This is a genomic window from Paracoccus sp. TOH (assembly GCF_030388245.1).
GTDB lineage: Bacteria > Pseudomonadota > Alphaproteobacteria > Rhodobacterales > Rhodobacteraceae > Paracoccus > Paracoccus simplex.
Window position 1 is genome coordinate 1,170,305 of sequence record NZ_CP098361.1, and the last position, 18,621, is coordinate 1,188,925.

Annotated in this window: 19 protein-coding genes; 8 read left to right on the forward strand and 11 right to left on the reverse strand. The window is 67.1% G+C overall.

The genetic code is table 11. The annotated features are described in order from the left end of the window. Nucleotides 1-63: 63 nt before the first annotated feature. The 4 genes from NBE95_RS16410 to ppx all read left to right on the forward strand — a co-directional run bounded on the left by NBE95_RS16410 (nucleotide 64) and on the right by ppx (nucleotide 5,856). On the forward strand, nucleotides 64-1,356 hold the full coding sequence (locus tag NBE95_RS16410) for an AI-2E family transporter (RefSeq protein ID WP_289895308.1): 1,293 nt from the start codon (nucleotides 64-66) through the stop codon (nucleotides 1,354-1,356). Between the two features lie 3 nt (nucleotides 1,357-1,359). Continuing rightward, on the forward strand, nucleotides 1,360-2,049 hold the full coding sequence (locus NBE95_RS16415; RefSeq protein WP_289895309.1) for a DnaA/Hda family protein: 690 nt from the start codon (nucleotides 1,360-1,362) through the stop codon (nucleotides 2,047-2,049). 32 nt (nucleotides 2,050-2,081) lie between these two features. Continuing rightward, entirely contained in the window at nucleotides 2,082-4,247 is a 2,166-nt protein-coding gene (locus NBE95_RS16420; RefSeq protein ID WP_289895310.1) for an RNA degradosome polyphosphate kinase, read from the forward strand. Between the two features lie 67 nt (nucleotides 4,248-4,314). Next, the gene (gene ppx, locus NBE95_RS16425) at nucleotides 4,315-5,856 is read left to right on the forward strand and encodes an exopolyphosphatase (RefSeq protein WP_289895311.1); all 1,542 of its coding nucleotides are present in this window, start codon (nucleotides 4,315-4,317) and stop codon (nucleotides 5,854-5,856) included. Between the two features lie 161 nt (nucleotides 5,857-6,017). Here ppx and NBE95_RS16430 read toward each other — a convergent pair whose 3' ends face one another. Beyond that, entirely contained in the window at nucleotides 6,018-7,067 is a 1,050-nt protein-coding gene (locus NBE95_RS16430; protein ID WP_289895312.1) for a dipeptidase, read from the reverse strand. A gap of 145 nt (nucleotides 7,068-7,212) precedes the next feature. On the opposite strand from NBE95_RS16430, the gene NBE95_RS16435 reads away from it, so the two are divergent. The 3 genes from NBE95_RS16435 to NBE95_RS16445 all read left to right on the forward strand — a co-directional run bounded on the left by NBE95_RS16435 (nucleotide 7,213) and on the right by NBE95_RS16445 (nucleotide 8,670). Next, nucleotides 7,213-7,536 (forward strand): antibiotic biosynthesis monooxygenase family protein, encoded by a 324-nt coding sequence (locus NBE95_RS16435; RefSeq protein WP_289895313.1) that lies wholly within the window; start codon nucleotides 7,213-7,215, stop codon nucleotides 7,534-7,536. A gap of 114 nt (nucleotides 7,537-7,650) precedes the next feature. Continuing rightward, nucleotides 7,651-8,286, forward strand: a complete 636-nt coding sequence (gene parA, locus NBE95_RS16440; protein WP_289895314.1) for a ParA family partition ATPase — start codon at nucleotides 7,651-7,653, stop codon at nucleotides 8,284-8,286. A gap of 93 nt (nucleotides 8,287-8,379) precedes the next feature. Beyond that, entirely contained in the window at nucleotides 8,380-8,670 is a 291-nt protein-coding gene (locus NBE95_RS16445; protein WP_289895315.1) for an I78 family peptidase inhibitor, read from the forward strand. 69 nt (nucleotides 8,671-8,739) lie between these two features. On the opposite strand, the gene uvrB is transcribed toward NBE95_RS16445, so the two are convergent. Further along, the gene (gene uvrB, locus NBE95_RS16450) at nucleotides 8,740-10,926 is read right to left on the reverse strand and encodes an excinuclease ABC subunit UvrB (protein WP_289895316.1); all 2,187 of its coding nucleotides are present in this window, start codon (nucleotides 10,924-10,926) and stop codon (nucleotides 8,740-8,742) included. A 179-nt stretch (nucleotides 10,927-11,105) separates the two neighbouring features. On the opposite strand from uvrB, the gene NBE95_RS16455 reads away from it, so the two are divergent. Further along, a complete protein-coding gene (locus tag NBE95_RS16455) occupies nucleotides 11,106-11,417 on the forward strand; it encodes an ETC complex I subunit (RefSeq protein WP_019353599.1) in 312 nt (103 codons plus the stop codon). Between the two features lie 105 nt (nucleotides 11,418-11,522). Here the strand turns inward: NBE95_RS16455 and NBE95_RS16460 are convergent, their stop codons facing one another. The 9 genes from NBE95_RS16460 to NBE95_RS16500 form a co-directional block, all read right to left on the reverse strand. Next, complete coding sequence (locus NBE95_RS16460; protein ID WP_289895317.1) at nucleotides 11,523-12,854, reverse strand: glutamine synthetase family protein; 1,332 nt, start codon at nucleotides 12,852-12,854, stop codon at nucleotides 11,523-11,525. A 3-nt stretch (nucleotides 12,855-12,857) separates the two neighbouring features. Further along, nucleotides 12,858-13,685, reverse strand: a complete 828-nt coding sequence (locus NBE95_RS16465; protein WP_289895318.1) for an ABC transporter permease subunit — start codon at nucleotides 13,683-13,685, stop codon at nucleotides 12,858-12,860. Beyond that, nucleotides 13,682-14,560 carry an ABC transporter permease subunit gene (locus NBE95_RS16470; protein ID WP_289895319.1) on the reverse strand — a complete coding sequence of 293 codons (879 nt, stop codon included), beginning with the start codon at nucleotides 14,558-14,560 and terminating at the stop codon, nucleotides 13,682-13,684. Before NBE95_RS16470 ends, NBE95_RS16465 begins: the two co-directional genes overlap by 4 nt. A gap of 51 nt (nucleotides 14,561-14,611) precedes the next feature. Further along, nucleotides 14,612-15,334, reverse strand: a complete 723-nt coding sequence (locus tag NBE95_RS16475; protein WP_289895320.1) for a transporter substrate-binding domain-containing protein — start codon at nucleotides 15,332-15,334, stop codon at nucleotides 14,612-14,614. A gap of 25 nt (nucleotides 15,335-15,359) precedes the next feature. Continuing rightward, nucleotides 15,360-16,169 carry an amino acid ABC transporter ATP-binding protein gene (locus tag NBE95_RS16480; RefSeq protein ID WP_289895321.1) on the reverse strand — a complete coding sequence of 270 codons (810 nt, stop codon included), beginning with the start codon at nucleotides 16,167-16,169 and terminating at the stop codon, nucleotides 15,360-15,362. Between the two features lie 127 nt (nucleotides 16,170-16,296). Beyond that, nucleotides 16,297-16,758, reverse strand: a complete 462-nt coding sequence (locus NBE95_RS16485) for a TerB family tellurite resistance protein (RefSeq protein ID WP_289895322.1) — start codon at nucleotides 16,756-16,758, stop codon at nucleotides 16,297-16,299. Nucleotides 16,759-16,810: 52 nt separating this feature from the next. Next, nucleotides 16,811-17,107 (reverse strand): DUF1330 domain-containing protein, encoded by a 297-nt coding sequence (locus NBE95_RS16490; RefSeq protein ID WP_289895323.1) that lies wholly within the window; start codon nucleotides 17,105-17,107, stop codon nucleotides 16,811-16,813. A gap of 72 nt (nucleotides 17,108-17,179) precedes the next feature. Continuing rightward, nucleotides 17,180-18,088 (reverse strand): polyphosphate kinase 2, encoded by a 909-nt coding sequence (gene ppk2 / locus NBE95_RS16495; protein ID WP_289895324.1) that lies wholly within the window; start codon nucleotides 18,086-18,088, stop codon nucleotides 17,180-17,182. A gap of 74 nt (nucleotides 18,089-18,162) precedes the next feature. Continuing rightward, a complete protein-coding gene (locus tag NBE95_RS16500) occupies nucleotides 18,163-18,618 on the reverse strand; it encodes a hypothetical protein (protein ID WP_289895325.1) in 456 nt (151 codons plus the stop codon). Nucleotides 18,619-18,621 lie beyond the last annotated feature (3 nt).

The following is an 18,621-nucleotide window of genomic DNA, read 5'->3' on the forward strand; positions in this document are numbered from 1 at the left end:
CGCGACCGTCCACATAGGAACGCGAACCCGGGACAGGAGCGGAAAACAGCCATGCAATTGCCGGTGCACAAACAGGTCCTGTATTGGGGCGCGGCGCTGGCCGTCCTGCTGCTGGCGCTTTGGGGGCTGGGCAATGCCATCATGCCCTTCATCATGGGCGCGGCGGTGGCCTATCTCTTCGACCCGCTCGCCGACCGGCTGGAGCGGCTGGGGCTGTCGCGCACCGCTTCGGTGGTGGTCATCACGCTTTGCGGCCTGCTGGTGGTGGTGGCGCTGTTTCTGCTGCTGGTGCCGGTGCTGGTCCGCCAGACCACGGCGCTGATCGAGACGGCGCCGCAGATGTTCCAGCAGTTGCAGCAATTCCTGATGACCCGCTTTCCCGAGATCTTCACCGAGGGCAGCCCGGTCAACACCGCGCTCACCAACATGGGCCAACAGATCAGCGAGCGCGGCGGACAGCTGGTCAGCACGCTGCTCGGCTCGGTCATGGGCGTTGTCAGCATGGTCATGCTGATCGTCATCGTGCCGGTGGTGGCATTCTACCTGCTGCTCGACTGGGACAACATGGTGGACCGGCTGGACGAGTTGCTGCCCCGCGACCATGCCGGCACCGTCCGCCGCCTGGGGCACGAGATCGACGCGGCGCTGTCGGGATTCGTGCGCGGGCAGGGCATGGTGATCCTGATCCTTGGCACCTTCTATTCGGTCTGCCTGGGGCTGGTCGGGCTGCCCTTCGGGGTGGCGATCGGGGTGATCGCTGCCTCGCTCTCGTTCATTCCCTATGTGGGTGTGCTGGTCGGCGGCGCCACCGCCATCGGCGTGGCGCTGTTCTCGTTCTGGGGCGAGCCGCTCTGGATCGGCGCGGTGATCGCGGTCTTCGTCATCGGCCAGATCGTCGAGGGCAACTACCTGCAGCCCAAGATCGTCGGCGGCCATGTCGGGCTGCATCCGGTCTGGCTGATGCTGGCCCTGACCGTCTTCGGCACGCTGTTCGGCTTTGTCGGGCTGCTGGTCGCGGTGCCGCTGGCGGCGGCGCTGGGTGTGCTGGTGCGCTTCGCGGTCGGACGCTACAAGGAAAGCGCGCTTTATACCGGGCGCGAGGTGCCTTCGCCGCCGGCCCCGCCCACCATGGTCGAGCTGGTGCCGCGCGGCACCACCGAGCGCGCGCGCCAATTGGCGCAGATGTCGCGCGACGTGGCGGTGGCGCAGATCCAGCGCGAGGAGCATCTGGCGCATCTGCTGGAGGAGCATCAGCATCGCCAGCATGCCGGCAAGGTACCGGATGCCGAAGGCCCGCCCTCGCCCTCGGAGCTCTGGGCCGAGGCCCGCGAGAGCCGGGAAGGCAAGGACGGCTGAACGGTGGCAAGACAGCTGACCCTGGACCTGACGATGCCGCCGGCATCGTCGCGCGACGACTTCCTGATCACCTCGGCCAATCGCGACGCGCTTGCCATGCTGGACGAACCGGCGCGCTGGCCGCAGGGCCGGCTGCTGCTGATCGGCGCCGGCGGCGCCGGCAAGTCGCATCTGGTCGGCTTCTGGGCGGCCGAGCATGGCGCGCAGCTGTGTCAGGCCTGGACCCTGACCCCCGGCAATGCCGGCGATCTGGTGCAGCCGCATGCGGCGCTGGTCGTCGAGGACGCGCATGAGATCGGCGGCAATGCCACGGCCGAACAGGGGCTGTTCCACCTGTGGAATCTGGCCGGCGCGCGCCAGACGCTGCTGCTGATCACCGCGCGCACGGCGCCGCGCGACTGGGGGGTGATGCTGCCCGATCTGCGTTCGCGGCTGGAGACGGCCGCGCAGGCGATCCTTGGTCCGCCCGACGACGCGCTGCTGCCGGCGGTGCTGGTCAAGCTGTTCGCCGACCGCCAGATCCAGGTCGCGCCCGAAGTGGTGGACTGGCTGGCCTTGCGCATGGAGCGCGATCTGGACCTGGCCCGCCGCCTGGTCGCCGCCATCGACCGGGAATCGCTGGCCGACCGTCGCGCCATCACCCGGCGCCTGGCCGCCGAGCTTCTGGACAAGCTCACCCCCGCCGAAGCATGATCCCCCGCGCATTTTCCCGGAAGTTCCGTGACATGACCCAAGCCGATTTCCTGAAATCCCCCTTTTCCTCGCCCCGCGCACTGCCCGAAGGCACGCCCGAGGGGCCGGCGCGCTTCTTCAACCGCGAGATCAGCTGGCTCGCCTTCAACTGGCGGGTGCTCGACGAGGCGCGCAACCCGCGCGTGCCGCTGCTGGAACGGCTGCGCTTCCTGTCGATCTCGGCCACCAACCTTGACGAATTCTACACCGTCCGCGTCGCCGGCCTGCGCGAACTGGTGCGCGAGGGCAACACCAACCTTTCCGACGACGGGCTGACCGCGGCCGAGCAGCTGGCGCTGGTCAATGCCGATGCCCGCCGGCTGATGGGCGCCCAGCAGGCGGTGTGGACCGGCCTGCGGCGCGAGATGGAATTGGCCGACATCTCGATCCTGTCGCGCGGCCGCGTCACCCGGGCCGAGGAGGAATTCCTGCGCCGGCATTTCATGGAGCAGGTGTTTCCGGTGCTGTCGCCGCTGGCCATCGACCCGGCGCATCCGTTCCCCTTCATCCCCAACACCGGCTTCTCGCTGGCGCTGGAGCTGGCGCGGGAAAGCGACGGCCAGCAGATGCAGGCGCTGCTGCCGATCCCGCAGCAGATCGCCCGCTTCATCCCGCTGCCCGGCGGCAAGCGTTTCCTGCGGCTGGAAGACCTGCTGCTGATGCATCTGCCCAGCCTGTTTCCCGGCTATCGCGACATCGGCCATTGCGCCTTCCGCGTGCTGCGCGACAGCGACCTGGAGGTCGAGGAGGAAGCCGAGGATCTGGTGCGCGAGTTCGAGACGGCGCTGAAGCGCCGCCGCCGCGGCTCGGTCATCCGCCTGAAGATCACCGCCGGCGCCCCCGGCCGGCTGCGCCGGCTGATCATGGAGGAGCTCGAGGTCGATCCCGAGGAGGTGATCGAGGTCGAGGGCCTTCTGGGCATGGCGGATCTGCGCGAACTGGTTCTGGACGGTCGCCGCGACCTGCAATGGCCGGGCTTCACCCCGCGCGTGCCGGAACGGGTCCAGGACCATGACGGCGACATGTTCGCGGCGATCCGGCAAAAGGACATGCTGCTGCATCACCCCTACGAGACCTTCGACATGGTGGTGCGCTTCCTGGCGCAGGCGGCGCGCGATCCGGACGTGCTGGCGATCAAGCAGACGCTTTACCGGACCTCGCGCGACAGCCCCATCGTCGACGCGCTTTGCGAGGCGGCCGAATCGGGAAAATCCGTCACCGCGCTGGTCGAGCTGAAGGCGCGTTTCGACGAGGCCGCGAACATCCGCCAGTCCCGCCGGCTGGAACGCGCGGGGGCGCATGTCGTCTATGGCTTCGTGCAATACAAGACCCATGCCAAGATCAGCACCGTGGTCCGGCGCGAGGGCGACCAGCTGGTCACCTATTGCCATTTCGGCACCGGCAACTACCACCCGATCACGGCGCGGATCTATACCGACCTGTCGCTGTTCACCTGCGACCCGGCGCTGGGACGCGACGCCTCGAAGGTGTTCAATTTCCTGTCCGGCTACGTGCAGCCCGACGGGCTGGAGAACATGGCCATCTCGCCCATCGACCTCAAGGAGACGCTGCTGGGCCTGATCGCGCGCGAGGCGGAACTCGCCCGCCGCGGCCGGCCGGCCGAGATCTGGGCCAAGATGAACAGCCTGATCGAGAAGGACGTGATCGAGGCGCTTTATGCCGCGAGCCAGGCCGGGGTCAGGATCAACCTGGTGATCCGCGGCATCTGCGGCTTGCGGCCCGGCATCGCCGGCCTGTCGGAAAACATCCGCGTCAAGTCGATCGTCGGGCGTTTCCTGGAACATTCGCGCATCGTCTGCTTCGGCAACGGCCATGCGCTTCCGTCGAAGCGGGCGCGGGTCTTCATCAGCTCGGCCGACTGGATGGGACGCAACCTGTCGCGCCGGGTGGAAACCCTGATCGAATGCTTCAACGAGACGGTCAAGGCGCAGATCACCAGCCAGATCATGGCCGCCAACATGGCCGACGAGGCGCAAAGCTGGCTTCTGCAGCCCGACGGGCGCTATCTGCGCTATCTGCCGGCCGGCCGCGACGACCTGTTCTGCTGTCACAAGTTCTTCATGGAAAACCCCTCATTGTCCGGCCGCGGCAGCGCGGGCGCCCGGGACGTTCCGGCTCTGACGCACTCGACGGATTGACGCAAAGGGTTAATTGCCCCATCCAAGGCGCGCGTGCCCACGAGGTAACGGAATCGAGAGGAACCCGATGAACGGTGTCTTGACCGCTAGCGGAGAAACCATCGAGCCCTTCGGGAGATCGCTGTTCGAGCGGGCCTCGGAACGCTCGCTGAGCCGGGTGGGCGTGGTCGATGTCGGCTCGAACTCGATCCGCATGGTGGTCTTCGACGGCGCGGCGCGCTCGCCGGCCTATTTCTACAACGAGAAGGTCATGGCCGGGCTGGGGCAGGGACTGGCCACCACCGGCCGGCTGAACCCCGAGGGCGTGCAGCGCGGCATGGTGGCGCTGCGGCGCTTCGCCGCCCTGGCCGAGGGCATGGGCATCAAGCCGCTGACCTGCGTCGCCACCGCCGCCGTGCGCGAGGCCGAGGATGGCCCCGCCTTCCGCAAGGCGGTCGAGAAAGAGACCGGCCTCAAGCTGCATGTGATCGAGGGCGAGGAAGAAGCGCGGCTGTCCGCACAGGGCGTGCTGCTGGGCTGGCCGGATGCGAAGGGGCTGGTCTGCGACATCGGCGGCAACTCGATGGAACTGGCCGAGGTCGCCGACGGCGAGGTCGGCCGCCGTGTCTCGACGCCGCTGGGCCCGTTCCGGCTGCAGCAGGTCAAGGGCGGCGCCTCGGGCCTGCGCGACCATATCCGCAAGGCGATCGACCAGGCCGCCGCCGTGCTGGGGCGCGGGCATGAGCAGATCTACCTGGTCGGCGGTTCCTGGCGGGCGATCGCGCGGCTGGACATGGAACGGGTGAAATACCCGATGACGGTGCTGCATGAATACCGCATGTCGCCCGAGGCGGTGGCCGACACGGTGAAATGGATCGGCGACAAGACGGTGTCCGAAATGCGGGCGATGACCGGCATCTCGCAAAGCCGGATGGAGCTGGTGCCGCTGGCCAGCCTGGTGCTGCGCCAGCTGGTCGAAAGCATGAAGCCGAAATCGCTGGCCGTCTCCTCCTATGGCATCCGCGAGGGGCTGCTCTACGAGCAGATGCCCTCGGGCCTGCGCTCTCGCGATCCGCTGATCGAGGCGGCACGCTTCGCCGAGCGGCAGATGGCGCGGATGCCGGGGTTCGGCAAGAAGCTCTACCAGTTCCTCGAGCCGCTGTTCGGCGACCTGCCGCCCGAGCGCGACCGGCTGATCCGCGCCGCCTGCCTGCTGCATGACACTACCTGGCGCACCCATCCCGACTATCGCGCCGACGCCTGTTTCGACAATGTGACGCGGGCCAACATGGCTGCGCTGTCGCATCCCGAGCGGGTGTTCCTGGGCCTGTCGCTGCTGCATCGCTACAAGAACAGCCGCGCCAATTCGCCGATGGCGCCGCTGTTCGCGCTGCTCTCGGACAAGGAGATCCGCGATGCCGAGGTGCTGGGCAAGGCGATGCGCTTCGGCGCCATGTTCTCGGTCAAGGATCCGGCCGAGGCGGGAACGCTGAAGCTGCCGCCCAAGAAGAAGCTTTTGGAGCTGAAGCTGACCCGCACCGGCCGGGCGCTGATGGGCGAGGTGGCCGAGGCGCGTTTCCGGGCGCTGGCCGAGGCGCTGGGGGTGGCGCCGGTGGTGACGCAGGACTGACCGTCCCGGGTCCGACCCTGCCCGAACGAGCCGACGGCTTCCCGGCGCCGCCGTCCCGGGCATCCTTGCCCACGCCGCGGCGATCGGCCCGGCGCAGTCGCCGCAGGTTTGGTGTCAGATCGGGAGCCCCCGGCGATCCTTCGGACGCCGAGAGCGGTCCTTCAGGCGCCCCAGGTCCGTTCCAGCACTGAAAGCCAGTTCTTCCAGGCGATCTTTTCCATCAGATCGCGGCCATAACCATGTGCCAGCATCGCCTCGATCAGGTTCGGCAGCGCCGAGGCATCGGCCAGATCCTCGGGCATGTCGGCGCCGTCGAAATCCGAGCCGAGCGCGACGCCATCCTCGCCCAGCAGGGACAGCAGGTGGTCGAGATGGCGCAGCATGATCTCGAAGCCGTGCATCGGCTCGCGCCGGCCCTCGGGATGCAGGAAGCCCACGGCGAAATTCAGCCCGACCAGGCCGCCGGTGCCGGCGATCACCCGCAATTGCCGGTCGGTCAGGTTGCGCGAGCTGGGCGCCACGGCATGGGCGCAGCTATGGCTGGCGACCAGCGGCGCATCCGACAGCCGCGCCACGTCGTCGAAGCCCTTCTCGTTCAGATGCGACAGGTCCAGCATGATCCGCAGCCGGTTGCATTCCCGCACCAGATCCTTGCCCGCCTCTGTCAGCCCCGGCCCGGTATCGGGCGAGGACGGGAAGGCGAAGGGCACGCCATGGGCATAGCGGGTCGGCCGCGACCAGACCGGCCCCAGCGAGCGCAGCCCCATGGCGTGCCAGACATGCAGCGCGTCAAGATCGGGGATCGGCTCGGCGCCCTCGATATGCAGGATGGCGGCGATGCGGCCGGCGGCGATGCTGGAGCGCAGTTCGGCGGCGGTGCGGCAGATGTCCAGCGTGCCGGTCCGCGCCATCGCCATCAGCTGCCCGGCCTGGGCCAGGGCATGGGGCAGGGCCGCGGCGGCCGGCACTTCGGCCGGCAGCGGAAGCGCGAAGGGCGGGTTCTTCTTCAGCATCGCGGCCAGCGCATCGTCGGGGCCGGGCGGCGAGGGCGTCCAGATGGCGAAGAAGCCGCCGGCGAAGCCGCCCAACCTCATGCGCGGCAGATCCAGATGACCGGTGCCGTCGCCCTCGAGCCAGAGCCGGTCGCGCGCCGGCCCCGCGGCCACCATGCGCTGCAGAAAATCGTTGTGACCGTCAAAGACCGGAATCATCGCGCCTTCCTTTCGCTCAGTGGCCGCACCATGCGCCCGATGCCGGGAAGCTGCAACCTCCTGACCGGCAAGCCGGAAAACCGCTGCCATTCCCGCCGTCCTGCGCTAAGCTGCAGCTGTCGCGAGGCAAGAGGAGGCCCAGCCAATGACCCGGATCGCAAAGGAATTCGACGGCCAGACGGTGATCTGCACCTTCGAGGTGACACCCGGTTCGGCGCATGACGTGATCGACGCGCTGAACGATGCCTACAAGCATGTGATCAGCCAACAGCCCGGCTATATCTCGGGGGCGATCCATCTGAACGATGCGCAGACCCGCATCGCCACCTATTCGCAATGGCGCGACCGGCGCGACTATCAGGCCATGCTGCGCAGCCCCGAGATGCGCGAGAGGAACCGCGCCATCGCCACCATGTGCCGGCATTTCGAGCCGGTGATGTACGAGGTGATCGACACCTGGCAAGCCTGAGGCGCCGGCCGATGCTGCGGCTGCGAAAAAGCCTCGCCTTGCGTGCGTTTCGCCCCTAGTCTGGCGGAAAACGGCCCGCAACGCCGGGCGGGCCGAGGCCGGAACGGAGGGCTCATGGCAGGACGCATCATCACGGTTGCCCAGCAGAAGGGCGGCTCGGGCAAGACCACCATCGCGGTGAATCTGGCGGTGGCGCTGCGCGGGCGGGGACATACCGTCGCGCTGCTGGACACCGATCCGCAGGGCAGCATGGGGCGCTGGTTCCTGGAACGGCTGGGCCGGCTGGGCGAGGACGAGGCGCTGGAGTTCTCGACCTCCTCGGCCTGGGGGGCCAGCTACGAATCCGACAAGCTGAAGAAGCGTTTCGATTACGTCATCATCGACACGCCACCCAAGATCGACAGCGACCTGCGCCCGGCGCTGCGGGTGGCCGATCTGGTGCTGGTGCCGGTGGCGACCAGCCATGTCGACCTGTGGGCGACCGAGGGGGTTCTGGACCTGGCCCGGCGCGAGAAATGCGACATGCTGATCGTGCTGAACCGCACCCGGCCGCATACCCGCCTGGCGGTGGAAGTGGCCGGGAAGGCCGAGGAACTGGGCGCCGAGGTGGCCGGCGCGCAGATCGCCAACCGCGTCGGCTATGCCGAGACGCTGGGCCAGGGGCTGGGCGCGGGCGACGGGTCGCGCCATGCCCAGGCCCGGGCCGAGGTCGAGGCGCTGACCGACGAGATCCTGTCTCGCCTGCCCTGAGATCGGCGGCGTTCCGCCGAGCCGCGCAAGGCAAGGAACCCGCCGATGCCCGGGGCGTTGTCGCCGAGTTGTCCGTATCGAGGAGACCGTCCCATGAAGCCGATCCTGCCCGTCGTGATGCTCGCCCCGCTGCTGGCGGCGGCCTGCGTCCCGGAATCGACCGCCCCGGAACCCGCCGCGCCGCCCGCGATTGCCGATGACAGCTGTGGCGCCAGCCGCTACCTGCCGCTGATCGGCCAGACCGGCCCGACCATCAGCGTGCCGGCCAACACGCCCTATCGCAGCTACAAGACCGGCGACCCGGTGACCATGGATTACAACCCGGCCCGGCTGAACTTCGAACATGACAAGACCGGCAAGCTGGTCCGGGTGAGCTGCGGCTGACCCGGCGTCCGGCGCCGGGGTCTGACGGGTATTTGGGCAACGAAGCAGGGGCCGCCGCCGGCCCCGCGCTCAGGACCGGCGCCTGGATCGCTTGTTGCCGCCCCGCTGCCCGGCGCGGCCGGCGGTGGAGCGCCCCGAGGATTTGACCGCCGCCTCGGCGGCTTCCTCGATGGCCGATTGCCGGGCCAGCGGGTCGTCGGCGACGGCCAGTTCCACCGCCTCCAGCCGCTTGACCTCGTCGCGCAGCCGGGCGGCTTCCTCGAATTCCAGGTTCTCGGCTGCCTTGCGCATCTGGGCGCGCAGCGCGTCCAGATGGGCCTGCAGGTTCGCGCCGACCAGGGGCTTGTCGATGCGGGTGGTGATGCGCGACTGGTCGGTGTCCCCCTGCCAGAGCCCGGCCAGCACATCCTCGACATTCTTGCGCACGGTTTGCGGGGTGATGCCATGTTCGAGGTTGTAGGCCATCTGTTTCTGCCGCCGGCGCTCGGTCTCGGCCATGGCGCGCTCCATGCTGCCGGTGATGCGGTCGGCATACATGATGACGCGGCCGTCGGCATTGCGGGCGGCGCGACCGATGGTCTGGATCAGCGAGGTTTCCGAGCGCAGGAAACCTTCCTTGTCCGCATCCAGGATGGCGACCAGGCCGCATTCTGGAATATCAAGGCCTTCGCGCAACAAGTTGATGCCGACCAGCACGTCGAAGGCGCCCAGCCGCAGGTCGCGCAGGATCTCGATGCGCTCGATGGTGTCGATGTCGCTGTGCATGTAGCGCACGCGGATGCCTTGTTCATGCAGATATTCGGTCAGATCCTCGGCCATGCGCTTGGTCAGGGTGGTGACCAGCGTGCGCATGCCGGCGGCGCTGACCTTGCGCACCTCGTCCAAGAGATCGTCCACCTGCATCTCGACCGGGCGGATCTCGATCTGCGGATCCAGCAGGCCGGTGGGGCGGATGACCTGTTCGGTAAAGACGCCGCCGGTCTGGTCCAGTTCCCATTGCGCCGGCGTGGCGCTGACATAGACCGATTGCGGGCGCATGGCGTCCCATTCCTCGAATTTCAGCGGCCGGTTGTCCATGCAGGAGGGCAGGCGGAAGCCGTGCTCGGCCAGGGTGAACTTGCGCCGGAAGTCGCCGCGATACATGCCGCCGATCTGCGGCACCGAGACATGCGATTCATCCGCAAAGACGATGGCATTGTCGGGGATGAACTCGAACAGCGTCGGTGGCGGTTCGCCCGGCGCGCGGCCGGTCAGGTAGCGAGAATAGTTCTCGATCCCGTTGCAAACCCCTGTCGCTTCAAGCATTTCCAGATCGAAGTTCGTGCGTTGCTCGAGCCGCTGCGCCTCCAGCAGCTTGCCCTCATCGGTCAATTGCTTCAGCCGCGCCTGAAGTTCGGCGCGTATTCCCTTGATTGCTTGTTGCAAAGTCGGGCGCGGGGTGACGTAGTGGCTGTTGGCATAGATGCGGATCTGCTTGAAGCCGTCGGTCTTTGCCCCGGTCAGGGGGTCGAATTCGGTAATGGATTCAAGCTCATTTCCGAAGAAGTCGAAGCGCCAGGCCCGGTCTTCCAGGTGCGCCGGCCAGACCTCGACCACATCGCCGCGCACCCGGAAGCCGCCGCGCTGGAAGGCGGCGTCAAGGCGGCGGTATTGCTGCGCGACCAGCTCGGCCAGGAATTCGCGCTGGTCGTAAAGCTGGCCGACCACCATGTCCTGGGTCATCGCCGAATAGGTCTCGACCGAGCCGATGCCGTAGATGCAGCTGACCGAGGCGACGATGATCACGTCGTCGCGCTCCAGCAGCGCCCGGGTGGCCGAATGGCGCATCCGGTCGATGGCCTCGTTGATCTGCGACTCCTTCTCGATATAGGTGTCCGAGCGCGGCACATAGGCTTCGGGCTGATAGTAGTCGTAATAGCTGACGAAATATTCGACGGCGTTTTCCGGGAAAAAGCCTTTGAACTCGCCGTATAATTGCGCGGCCAGGGTCTTGTTCGGGGCCAGGATGATGGCGGGGCGCTGCGTCGCCTCGATCACCTTGGCCATGGTATAGGTCTTGCCGGTGCCGGTGGCGCCCAGCAACACCTGATCGCGCTCGCCGTCCATCACCCCCCGGGACAGCTCGACGATGGCGGTGGGCTGGTCGCCGGCCGGCTGGAACTCGGATTGCATGACGAAGCGCTTGCCGCCCTCAAGCTTGGGCCGCGTCACCTCGGCGAAGCGCGCGACGGGGGCGTTGGTGTTGTTGTGGCCCATGGTTTCACCTTTGTTCCTGCCTGGGTGAATCTGGCGCTTTCGCGCCGCGATGCAACCCCGGCCGAAGCAGATCGGGCGACAATCCTGCATGTGCGGCAGGAAATCGCGGTCCGTGCATCTTGATCGGCCGCCCCGCATCGGGGATAAGGCGGGCAAGCAAGAACAGAGGGTTCCCGCCAATGCGAGTCCGCATCTACAAGCCTGCCCGCAATGCGATGCAATCGGGCGTCGCGCGCACCAAGGAATGGGTGCTGGTCTTTCCCGCCGCCGACGCGCGCGAGATCGACCCGCTGATGGGCTGGACCAGCAGCGACGACACCCAGGCCCAGGTGCGCCTGCGCTTCGAGACCCGCAAGCAGGCCGAGGATTATGCCCGCGAAAAGGGGCTCGACTACGAGGTGATCGAGCCGCATGGCCGCGCCGCCAATATCCGCCCCCGCGGCTATGGCGAGAACTTCGCCTATGATCGCCGGGCACCCTGGACGCACTGATCCGGCCGCGCCGCGAAAGCGGGCATTCGAGGAACAGAGAAGCCGGGGGCGGCGCCCTCGGCTTCTTCGTTGTCCAAATACCGCGAATCGCGGCGCCGCCGCCGCTCAGACCGTGTCGAGATAAAGCTCGACGGTTTCCTCGTCCGACAGTTCGGCCATGTAACGCAGTTCCTGCCGCTTGGTCATGACGAAGTTCTCGATCAGATGCGTCGGGAGGATGCGTCTGATCTCGGGCGAGGCGGCGAAGGCGTCGATCGCGGCGCCCCAGCTTCCCGGAAGCTGCTCCAGCCCCTGCTCATAGGCATTGCCCTTGATCGGCGGCGGCGGTTCGGCCTTGTCCTCGATGCCGTTCAGCGCCGCGCCCAGCACCGCCGCGACCGTCAGGTAGGGATTCACGTCGCCGCCGGCCACCCGATGCTCGATCCGGCGCGCTTTCGGACCCGAGGAGGGGATGCGGATGGCCGAGGTGCGGTTCTCATAGGCCCAGCCGATGCCGGTCGGCGCATGGGCGTTGGGCACCAGCCGGTCGTAGCTGTTCTCGTGCGGGGCGAACAGCAGCGTCGAGCCGGGCATGGCGGCAAGGCAGCCGGCAACAGCATGGCGCAACATCTCCGACCCCTCGTCGCCGCCATTGTCGAAGACATTGCGGCCCTGCCGGTCCAGAACCGAGAAATGCATGTGCATGCCCGAGCCGTTCCATTCCTCATAGGGCTTGGCCATGAACGAGCCGGCGAAGCCATATTGCCGCGCCAAGCCCTTGACCAGCAGCTTGAACAGCCAGGCATCGTCGGCGGCTTTCAGCGGGTCGGGCTGGTGCATCAGGTTGATCTCGAACTGGCCCGGCGCGGCTTCCGAGATCGCGGTATCGGCGGGAATGTCCATCGCCTCGCAGGCCTGGTAAAGCGCGGTAAAGAAGCGGTCGAAGGCGTCGAGGGCGCGTAGGCTCAGCGTTTCGGCCCCGGTGCGGCGCTTGCCCGAACGCGGGCTGGGCGGGACGCGCAACTGGCCGCCGGAATCGTCGATCAGGAAGAACTCCAGCTCGGTCGCCACCACCGGGGTCAGGCCGGCGGCCTTGTAGCGGTCCACGACCCGGGCCAGTGCCTGGCGCGGATCGCCCTCATAGGGGCGGCCGTCCAGGTGGAACATCCAGATCGGCAAGAGACCGGTCGGCGCCTCGAGCCAGGGCATGGGCATGAAGCCGCGTTCGGTCGGCAGCAGCAGCCCGTCGGGGTCGCCGGCCTGGAAGACCAGCGGGCTGTCCTCGATATCCTCGCCCCAGATGTCCATGTTCAACACCGAGAACGGGAATTTCGTGCCCTCGCTCAGCAGTTTGTCGGCAAAGCGCGCCGGGATGCGCTTGCCGCGCGCCACGCCGTTCAGGTCGGCGGCTGCGATGCGGATGGTCTTGACTTCCGGATGCTCGCGCAGCCAGTCCATGGATCACCTGATGAGATTGGGCCGGTAGCGGATCTTCTTCGCCGCGCCGGGCAGATGGCGGTTCAACCGCCGATTGGCCACCCCGAACAGCGCGATCAGCCCCAGTGTCAGAAGGACGAAATAGGCAGCGACGATCGGATAGGCGACGAAGGGGTTGAAGGTCTTGTCGGCGAAATAGTTCGCGTAATAAAGCGCGTCACCGCGTTGCTGGAAGGCCGGGAAGCCGGAAAAGAACACCAGCGTCGTGGCATGGAACAGGAAAATCGCCTCGTTGGTATAGGCGGGCCAGGCGAGGCGCATCGCGGTCGGCCAGACGACGCGGCGATAGCGGGTCCAGCCGGCCATGCCATAGGCATCGGCGGCCTCCAGTTCCCCCTTGGGCAGGTTGCGCAGCGCGCCGTGGAAGATCTCGGCCGAATAGGCGGCGGTGTTCAGCACCAGCACCAGCAGCGCCCCGGCCCAGGCCCGGGTCATCCAATGGGTCTGCACGGTGATGCCCAGCACCTCGATGCCGGCGCGGGGCAATTGCACCAGCATCTCATAGGCCAGAAAGAACTGGATGAAGAGCGGGCTGCCACGGAACAGGAAAACGAACCATTCCGCCGGCTTGCGCAGCAACGGGTTGCGGCTGGCCTTGGCCATCGCCAGCGCATTGGCCAGGAAGAAGCCGAAGAACACCGCCAGCGCGCCGAAATAGATGTTCCAGATCAGCCCGGAACCGATCAGCGTCATTTGCTCGCACAGGCTGAAGCCGCTGCGCGGCAGCAGCCGTTCGCCCATGCCGATGGCGCGCAGCCCGTAGTCCTGAAGGGTCTGCAGGCACTGGTTCATGTGGCGGCCTTTCGCATCGCCTCGCCGGCGGCGGTGGCCTGCCCGGCCGAGAGCCGCGTCCTGAGCCGGTCGAAGATCCGCTCGGACCCCCAGGTCATCAGCAGATAGAAGACCAGGACGGCCAGGAAATAGTAGATGCGCCAGTCGGGATGCGGATAGGCATAGGCGCTGGTCTTGGCCGATCCCAGCTCGCGCGCCCAATAGACGATGTCCTCGATGCCCAGCACGAACAGCAGCGGCGTGGCCTTGATCAGGATCATCCACAGATTGGCCAGGCCGGGCAGGGCATAGGTCCACATCTGCGGGATCAGGACGCGCCGGTTCACCTGGCGCGGGCTCATGCCGTAGGCCTCGGCGGTCTCGAGCTGGGCGCGCGGCACGGCAGCCATGGCGCCATGCAGCACGTTGGCGGCAAAGGCGCCGAAGACCACCGCGAAGGCGATCACCGCCAGGAAGATGCCATAGAGCTGATGCACCCATTCCGGCGAGGTCGAGAGCGGCAGTTTGGCGGCGGCGCAGACGATGAACTCATTGCCCTGCCGCACCGGCACCGACGGGTCGCAATAGACGCGCGAGCGCAGCCATTCGAAACCCTGGTCCAGCGCGATCGGCACGAACAGGAAGAAGATGATGTCCGGCACGCCGCGCACCATCGAGGTATAGACGCGTCCGAACCAGCGCAGCGGCCTCAGGCGCGACCGCGCGGCCATGGCGCCGCCAAAGCCGAACAGCAGTGCCACCGGCGCGGTGATCGCCAGAAGCGCCAGCACCGTGCCGAAGCTGGCATAGAACAGCATGTGGCTGCCGGTCGTCAGATAGCATGACAACCAGGCCAGGCCCTGCAGGGCAGAGGGATCGGTGCAAATGGGAAACATCGTGCCGCCGGTTTGGCCGCCGCGGCACCGGCCGCGGCGGTGTCAGTCAGATCATTCGTGCGTCTGCGCGTCCGCGCCGAAATACTTCCGGATCATTTCGTTCAGGCTGCCGTCCTGCTTCATGGAGTCGATCGCCGCATTCAGCTTGTCGCGCAGCGCGTTGTCGGACTGGCGCAGGCCGATGCCGATGCCCTCGTCCAACCGCACCTGCTTGCCCACGAAGATCAGGTCGTCGCTATCCTCGACGAAGGGGCGCATGACCTCGTGGTCGCCGAAGGCGGCGTCGGCCTCGCCATTGCGGACGGCGGCGAAGACCTGGTCGATATTGGGATATTCCAGCATCGTCGCCTTGGTGCCGGCGATATGCGAGGCCTGCACGGTCCCGGTCTGCACCGCGATGATGCCGCCTTCCAGGTCGGCGCCTTCATCCAGCGCCACATAGGAGGAGGGCGCGGGCGGCAGGTAGTCCTGGGTGAAGGCGATGGCCTTCTTGCGCTCCTCGTTGATGCTCATCGCCGCCATGATCGCGTCGTAGTTCGACGAGACCAGGTTCGGGATGATGGAATCCCAGTCGTTCTTGACCCAGGTGCATTGCAACTCGGCGCGCTTGCACAACTCGTTGCCCAGATCGACCTCGAACCCGGCAAGCTGGCCCTGTTCGTTCACGAGGTTGTAGGGAGGATAGGCTCCCTCGGTCGCGATGCGCACGGTCTGTGCCATGCCCATGCCCGCGGTCAGGACGAGCGCCGCGGCGGCAACCATCAGTTTCTTCATTTCATCCAGTCTCCTGTTGGTCTTGTCATTGGGCCATGGTTGCGCTCAGGAACTGGCGCAGCCGCTCGGAGCGCGGCGCCCCGAACAGCTGCGCCGGCGACCCCTCTTCCTCGATCCGGCCCTGATGGAGGAAAACCACGTGATCGCTGACATCGGCCGCCAGCCGCATGTCATGGGTGACGAGCAGCATGGTGCGATGCTCGGTTGCCAGGGTCTTGATGACCCGCACCACCTCCTGCTGCAATTCCGGGTCGAGCGCGCTGGTCGGTTCATCCAGCAGCAGCGCCTTGGGCTCCATGCAGAGCGCGCGGGCGATGGCGGCGCGCTGCTGCTGGCCGCCCGACAATTGCGCCGGCCAGGCCCCGGCCTTGTCGCCGATGCCGACCTTGGCCAGCAATTCGCGGGCCCGTGCCTCGACCTCGGCCGGATTGCGCTTCAGGACATGGACCGGCGCCTCCATGACGTTCTGCAGGACGGTCATGTGCGACCACAGGTTGAACTGCTGGAACACCATCGACAGGTTGGTGCGCAGCCGCGTCACCTGGGCGCGGTCGGCGGGCACCCGCGCCGGGCCGGTGCCGCGCCAGCGGACCGATTCGCCCTCGAACAGGATCTCGCCCTGCTGGCTGTCCTCGAGCAGGTTGCAGCAGCGCAGCAGCGTCGACTTGCCCGAGCCCGAGGAGCCGATCAGGCTGATGACATGGCCGCGCGGGGCGGTCAGGCTGACGCCCTTGAGAACCTGGAGCGGGCCATAGGCCTTGTGCAGGTCGCGGATCTCTATCACCGGCACCCGGGCCGCTTCGGCCGGTGCCGCGTTCTGTTCACTGTGGCTCATGCAGATATGAGGCGATATTTATCGGGCGATTGCAACGGTTTCCTTGCTGGCTTTCCAGTCAGGTTGTCACGCTGCGGGGGCGTGGATACGAGCGGCGGGCGCTTCGCCGCGGGCTGGGCGATTCCGGTCACGGATCGGTCAGCCCAAGGCCGTTCATCGCCCTTTGCCGAGCCAGCGCCGCATCGCGGTCGTTGATCCCCAGCAGGCCGGCGACCAGCCGCACCAGCGATTCCTCGTCCGCGTCGCGGCGGCCGTCGGCAAAGGCGACCTCCCACATGGCGGCGATGATGTCGTGCCGGTCGGCCAGCTCGATTCGGTCCTTGACCGTGCGGGTGAAGCGCACGGTGTCCGGTGCCTCGGCCTCGATCATTTCGGCCGCCACCCGCCGCTCGGTCGCTTCGGTGGCGCTCAGGCCGCGGCGGCGGGCCAGGATCTGGTCGATGCGCAGCTTCTCGGCCGGACCATAATGGTCGTCGGCACGGGCAAGGCGCACCAGAAGCGCGGCGATGGCCACCTCGGCATCCTGCCCGCTCAGGCGGGTCGGATCGGAGGTGTCAGTGAAAAGGCGGCTCAGCAGGTTGCGAAACATGGGCCGGATATTAGGACAATTCGGGGCGGCAACAACAGGTTTCGGAAATGTGTCAGACAGATTCCCAGCCCTCGACAATGGCCAGGTCTGCGATCGAGCAGGGCTGGCGCAGCGCCAGCGCCGCCTGGTATTCGGGACTGTGATAGCAGGCGCGGGCGGTTTCCAGGTCGGCGAATTCGATCACCACGGTGCGGGGCCGCATCCGGCCCTCGACCACCTCCAGCGCGCCGCCGCGCACCAGGAAACGCGCGCCGTATTTCTGGAAGGCCGCGGCATTGGCCCGGCGATAGGCCTCGTAGGCGGCGGGGTCGTCGACCGTGACATGGCCGATCCAATAGGCTTTGGGCAAGATGGGCTCCTTGCGGACGAGGTGCGCGCCGATCATGCCGCGCCGGCCGGCAGCCGCAAGCCCCATCCGGCCTCAGTAACGTTGCGGCACGTAGAGTTCGGGCGGCAGCACCTCGCGCTCGTAATCCGGATTGAAGACCCGGTCGGGCAGGGTGATCTCCTCGTGCGGGACCGGGCCGTAGGGGATCTGCGTCAGCAGATGCGCCATGCAGTTCAACCGCGCCCGCTTCTTGTCGTTGCCGGGCACGATATACCAGGGCGCCTCGGCGATGTTGGTGCGCTCGAACATCTCTTCCTTGGCCTTGGTGTAATCCTCCCAGCGGATGCGGGATTGCAGGTCCATCGGCGACAGTTTCCACTGTTTCAGCGGGTCGTGGATGCGCATCAGGAAGCGCATCTGCTGCTCTTCGTCGGTGATCGAGAACCAGTATTTCACCAGCCGGATGCCGGACCGCACCAGCATCCGCTCGAATTCCGGCACGTCGTCGAAGAACTGCTGCACCTCCTCCTCGGTGGCGAAGCCCATCACCCGCTCGACCCCGGCACGGTTGTACCAGCTGCGGTCGAAAAGCACGATCTCGCCCCCGGCCGGCAGGTGCGGGACGTAACGCTGGAAGTACCATTGCGTCTTTTCGCGGTCCGAGGGCGCGGGCAGGGCGACGACCCGGGCGACGCGCGGGTTCAGCCGCTGGGTGATGCGCTTGATGGCGCCGCCCTTGCCGGCGCTGTCGCGGCCTTCGAAGATGACGACGACCTTTTCCTTGTTATGGGCCACCCAGTCCTGCAGCTTGATCAGCTCGGACTGCAGACGCAGCAATTCGCGGAAATAGTCGGCGCGCGGCATCTGGTCGGAATGGGTGTCGCGATAGATGCGGGCGATCTCCTGCGACAGGACCGCGTCTTCCATCTCGATCTCGACATCCTCGTCGAGCGTGTCCTGAAGCTCGGCTTCCAGCCAGTCGTTGGGCGTCTGGTCCTGCATGGGGATCTCCTGCTGTGTCATGCGCGATCTAGCCCCGCAATGTGACGATCCGGTGTCATCGCCGCGCATCGCGGCTAGAACAGTCCCGCGCAGTCGCGGATGATGCCGAAGGCGAATCCGCCGCCGCTGGCATCCGCCACCGTGCCGCACCAGCGTCCGTCGCTGGAAAACAGGCTCTTGCTGCCCCTGGGCCGATAGGCGACGCGCTTGCCGGTCACGGTGAACAGGTTCAGCGTCCCCGAGCCGTTCGGCGCGTAATAGCCCACCACCGAGCCGTCGGCGGTGAAGATCACCCGCTTTTCATTGGCGGGGTTGCGCGGCGAATTGGCATGGCTCGCGGCGCTGTTGGCCGAGTTCGCCGCCGAATTCGCCGCCGCATGCGGCGAGTTCGGCTGCCGCGAGGGCTGGTTCTGCGGCGCGCCGGGGCCAAGGTCGAAGGGCAGGCGCGTCTGGTCGATCAGGAACAGCGGCGCATCCGCAAACGCGGGTGCGGCAGCAAGCAACAGGGCGGATAGCAGGGCAAGACGCATGTC

What these genes read in the sequence shown, in the direction of transcription:
- NBE95_RS16420 (WP_289895310.1), top strand. Translation starts at nt 2,082, where the DNA reads ATGACCCAAGCCGATTTCCTGAAATCCCCCTTTTCCTCGCCCCGCGCA.
- ppx (WP_289895311.1), top strand. Translation starts at nt 4,315, where the DNA reads ATGAACGGTGTCTTGACCGCTAGCGGAGAAACCATCGAGCCCTTCGGG.
- NBE95_RS16430 (WP_289895312.1), bottom strand. Translation starts at nt 7,067, where the DNA reads ATGATTCCGGTCTTTGACGGTCACAACGATTTTCTGCAGCGCATGGTG.
- NBE95_RS16435 (WP_289895313.1), top strand. Translation starts at nt 7,213, where the DNA reads ATGACCCGGATCGCAAAGGAATTCGACGGCCAGACGGTGATCTGCACC.
- parA (WP_289895314.1), top strand. Translation starts at nt 7,651, where the DNA reads ATGGCAGGACGCATCATCACGGTTGCCCAGCAGAAGGGCGGCTCGGGC.
- NBE95_RS16445 (WP_289895315.1), top strand. Translation starts at nt 8,380, where the DNA reads ATGAAGCCGATCCTGCCCGTCGTGATGCTCGCCCCGCTGCTGGCGGCG.
- uvrB (WP_289895316.1), bottom strand. Translation starts at nt 10,926, where the DNA reads ATGGGCCACAACAACACCAACGCCCCCGTCGCGCGCTTCGCCGAGGTG.
- NBE95_RS16455 (WP_019353599.1), top strand. Translation starts at nt 11,106, where the DNA reads ATGCGAGTCCGCATCTACAAGCCTGCCCGCAATGCGATGCAATCGGGC.
- NBE95_RS16460 (WP_289895317.1), bottom strand. Translation starts at nt 12,854, where the DNA reads ATGGACTGGCTGCGCGAGCATCCGGAAGTCAAGACCATCCGCATCGCA.
- NBE95_RS16465 (WP_289895318.1), bottom strand. Translation starts at nt 13,685, where the DNA reads ATGAACCAGTGCCTGCAGACCCTTCAGGACTACGGGCTGCGCGCCATC.
- NBE95_RS16470 (WP_289895319.1), bottom strand. Translation starts at nt 14,560, where the DNA reads ATGTTTCCCATTTGCACCGATCCCTCTGCCCTGCAGGGCCTGGCCTGG.
- NBE95_RS16475 (WP_289895320.1), bottom strand. Translation starts at nt 15,334, where the DNA reads ATGAAGAAACTGATGGTTGCCGCCGCGGCGCTCGTCCTGACCGCGGGC.
- NBE95_RS16480 (WP_289895321.1), bottom strand. Translation starts at nt 16,169, where the DNA reads ATGAGCCACAGTGAACAGAACGCGGCACCGGCCGAAGCGGCCCGGGTG.
- NBE95_RS16485 (WP_289895322.1), bottom strand. Translation starts at nt 16,758, where the DNA reads ATGTTTCGCAACCTGCTGAGCCGCCTTTTCACTGACACCTCCGATCCG.
- ppk2 (WP_289895324.1), bottom strand. Translation starts at nt 18,088, where the DNA reads ATGCAGGACCAGACGCCCAACGACTGGCTGGAAGCCGAGCTTCAGGAC.
- NBE95_RS16500 (WP_289895325.1), bottom strand. Translation starts at nt 18,618, where the DNA reads ATGCGTCTTGCCCTGCTATCCGCCCTGTTGCTTGCTGCCGCACCCGCG.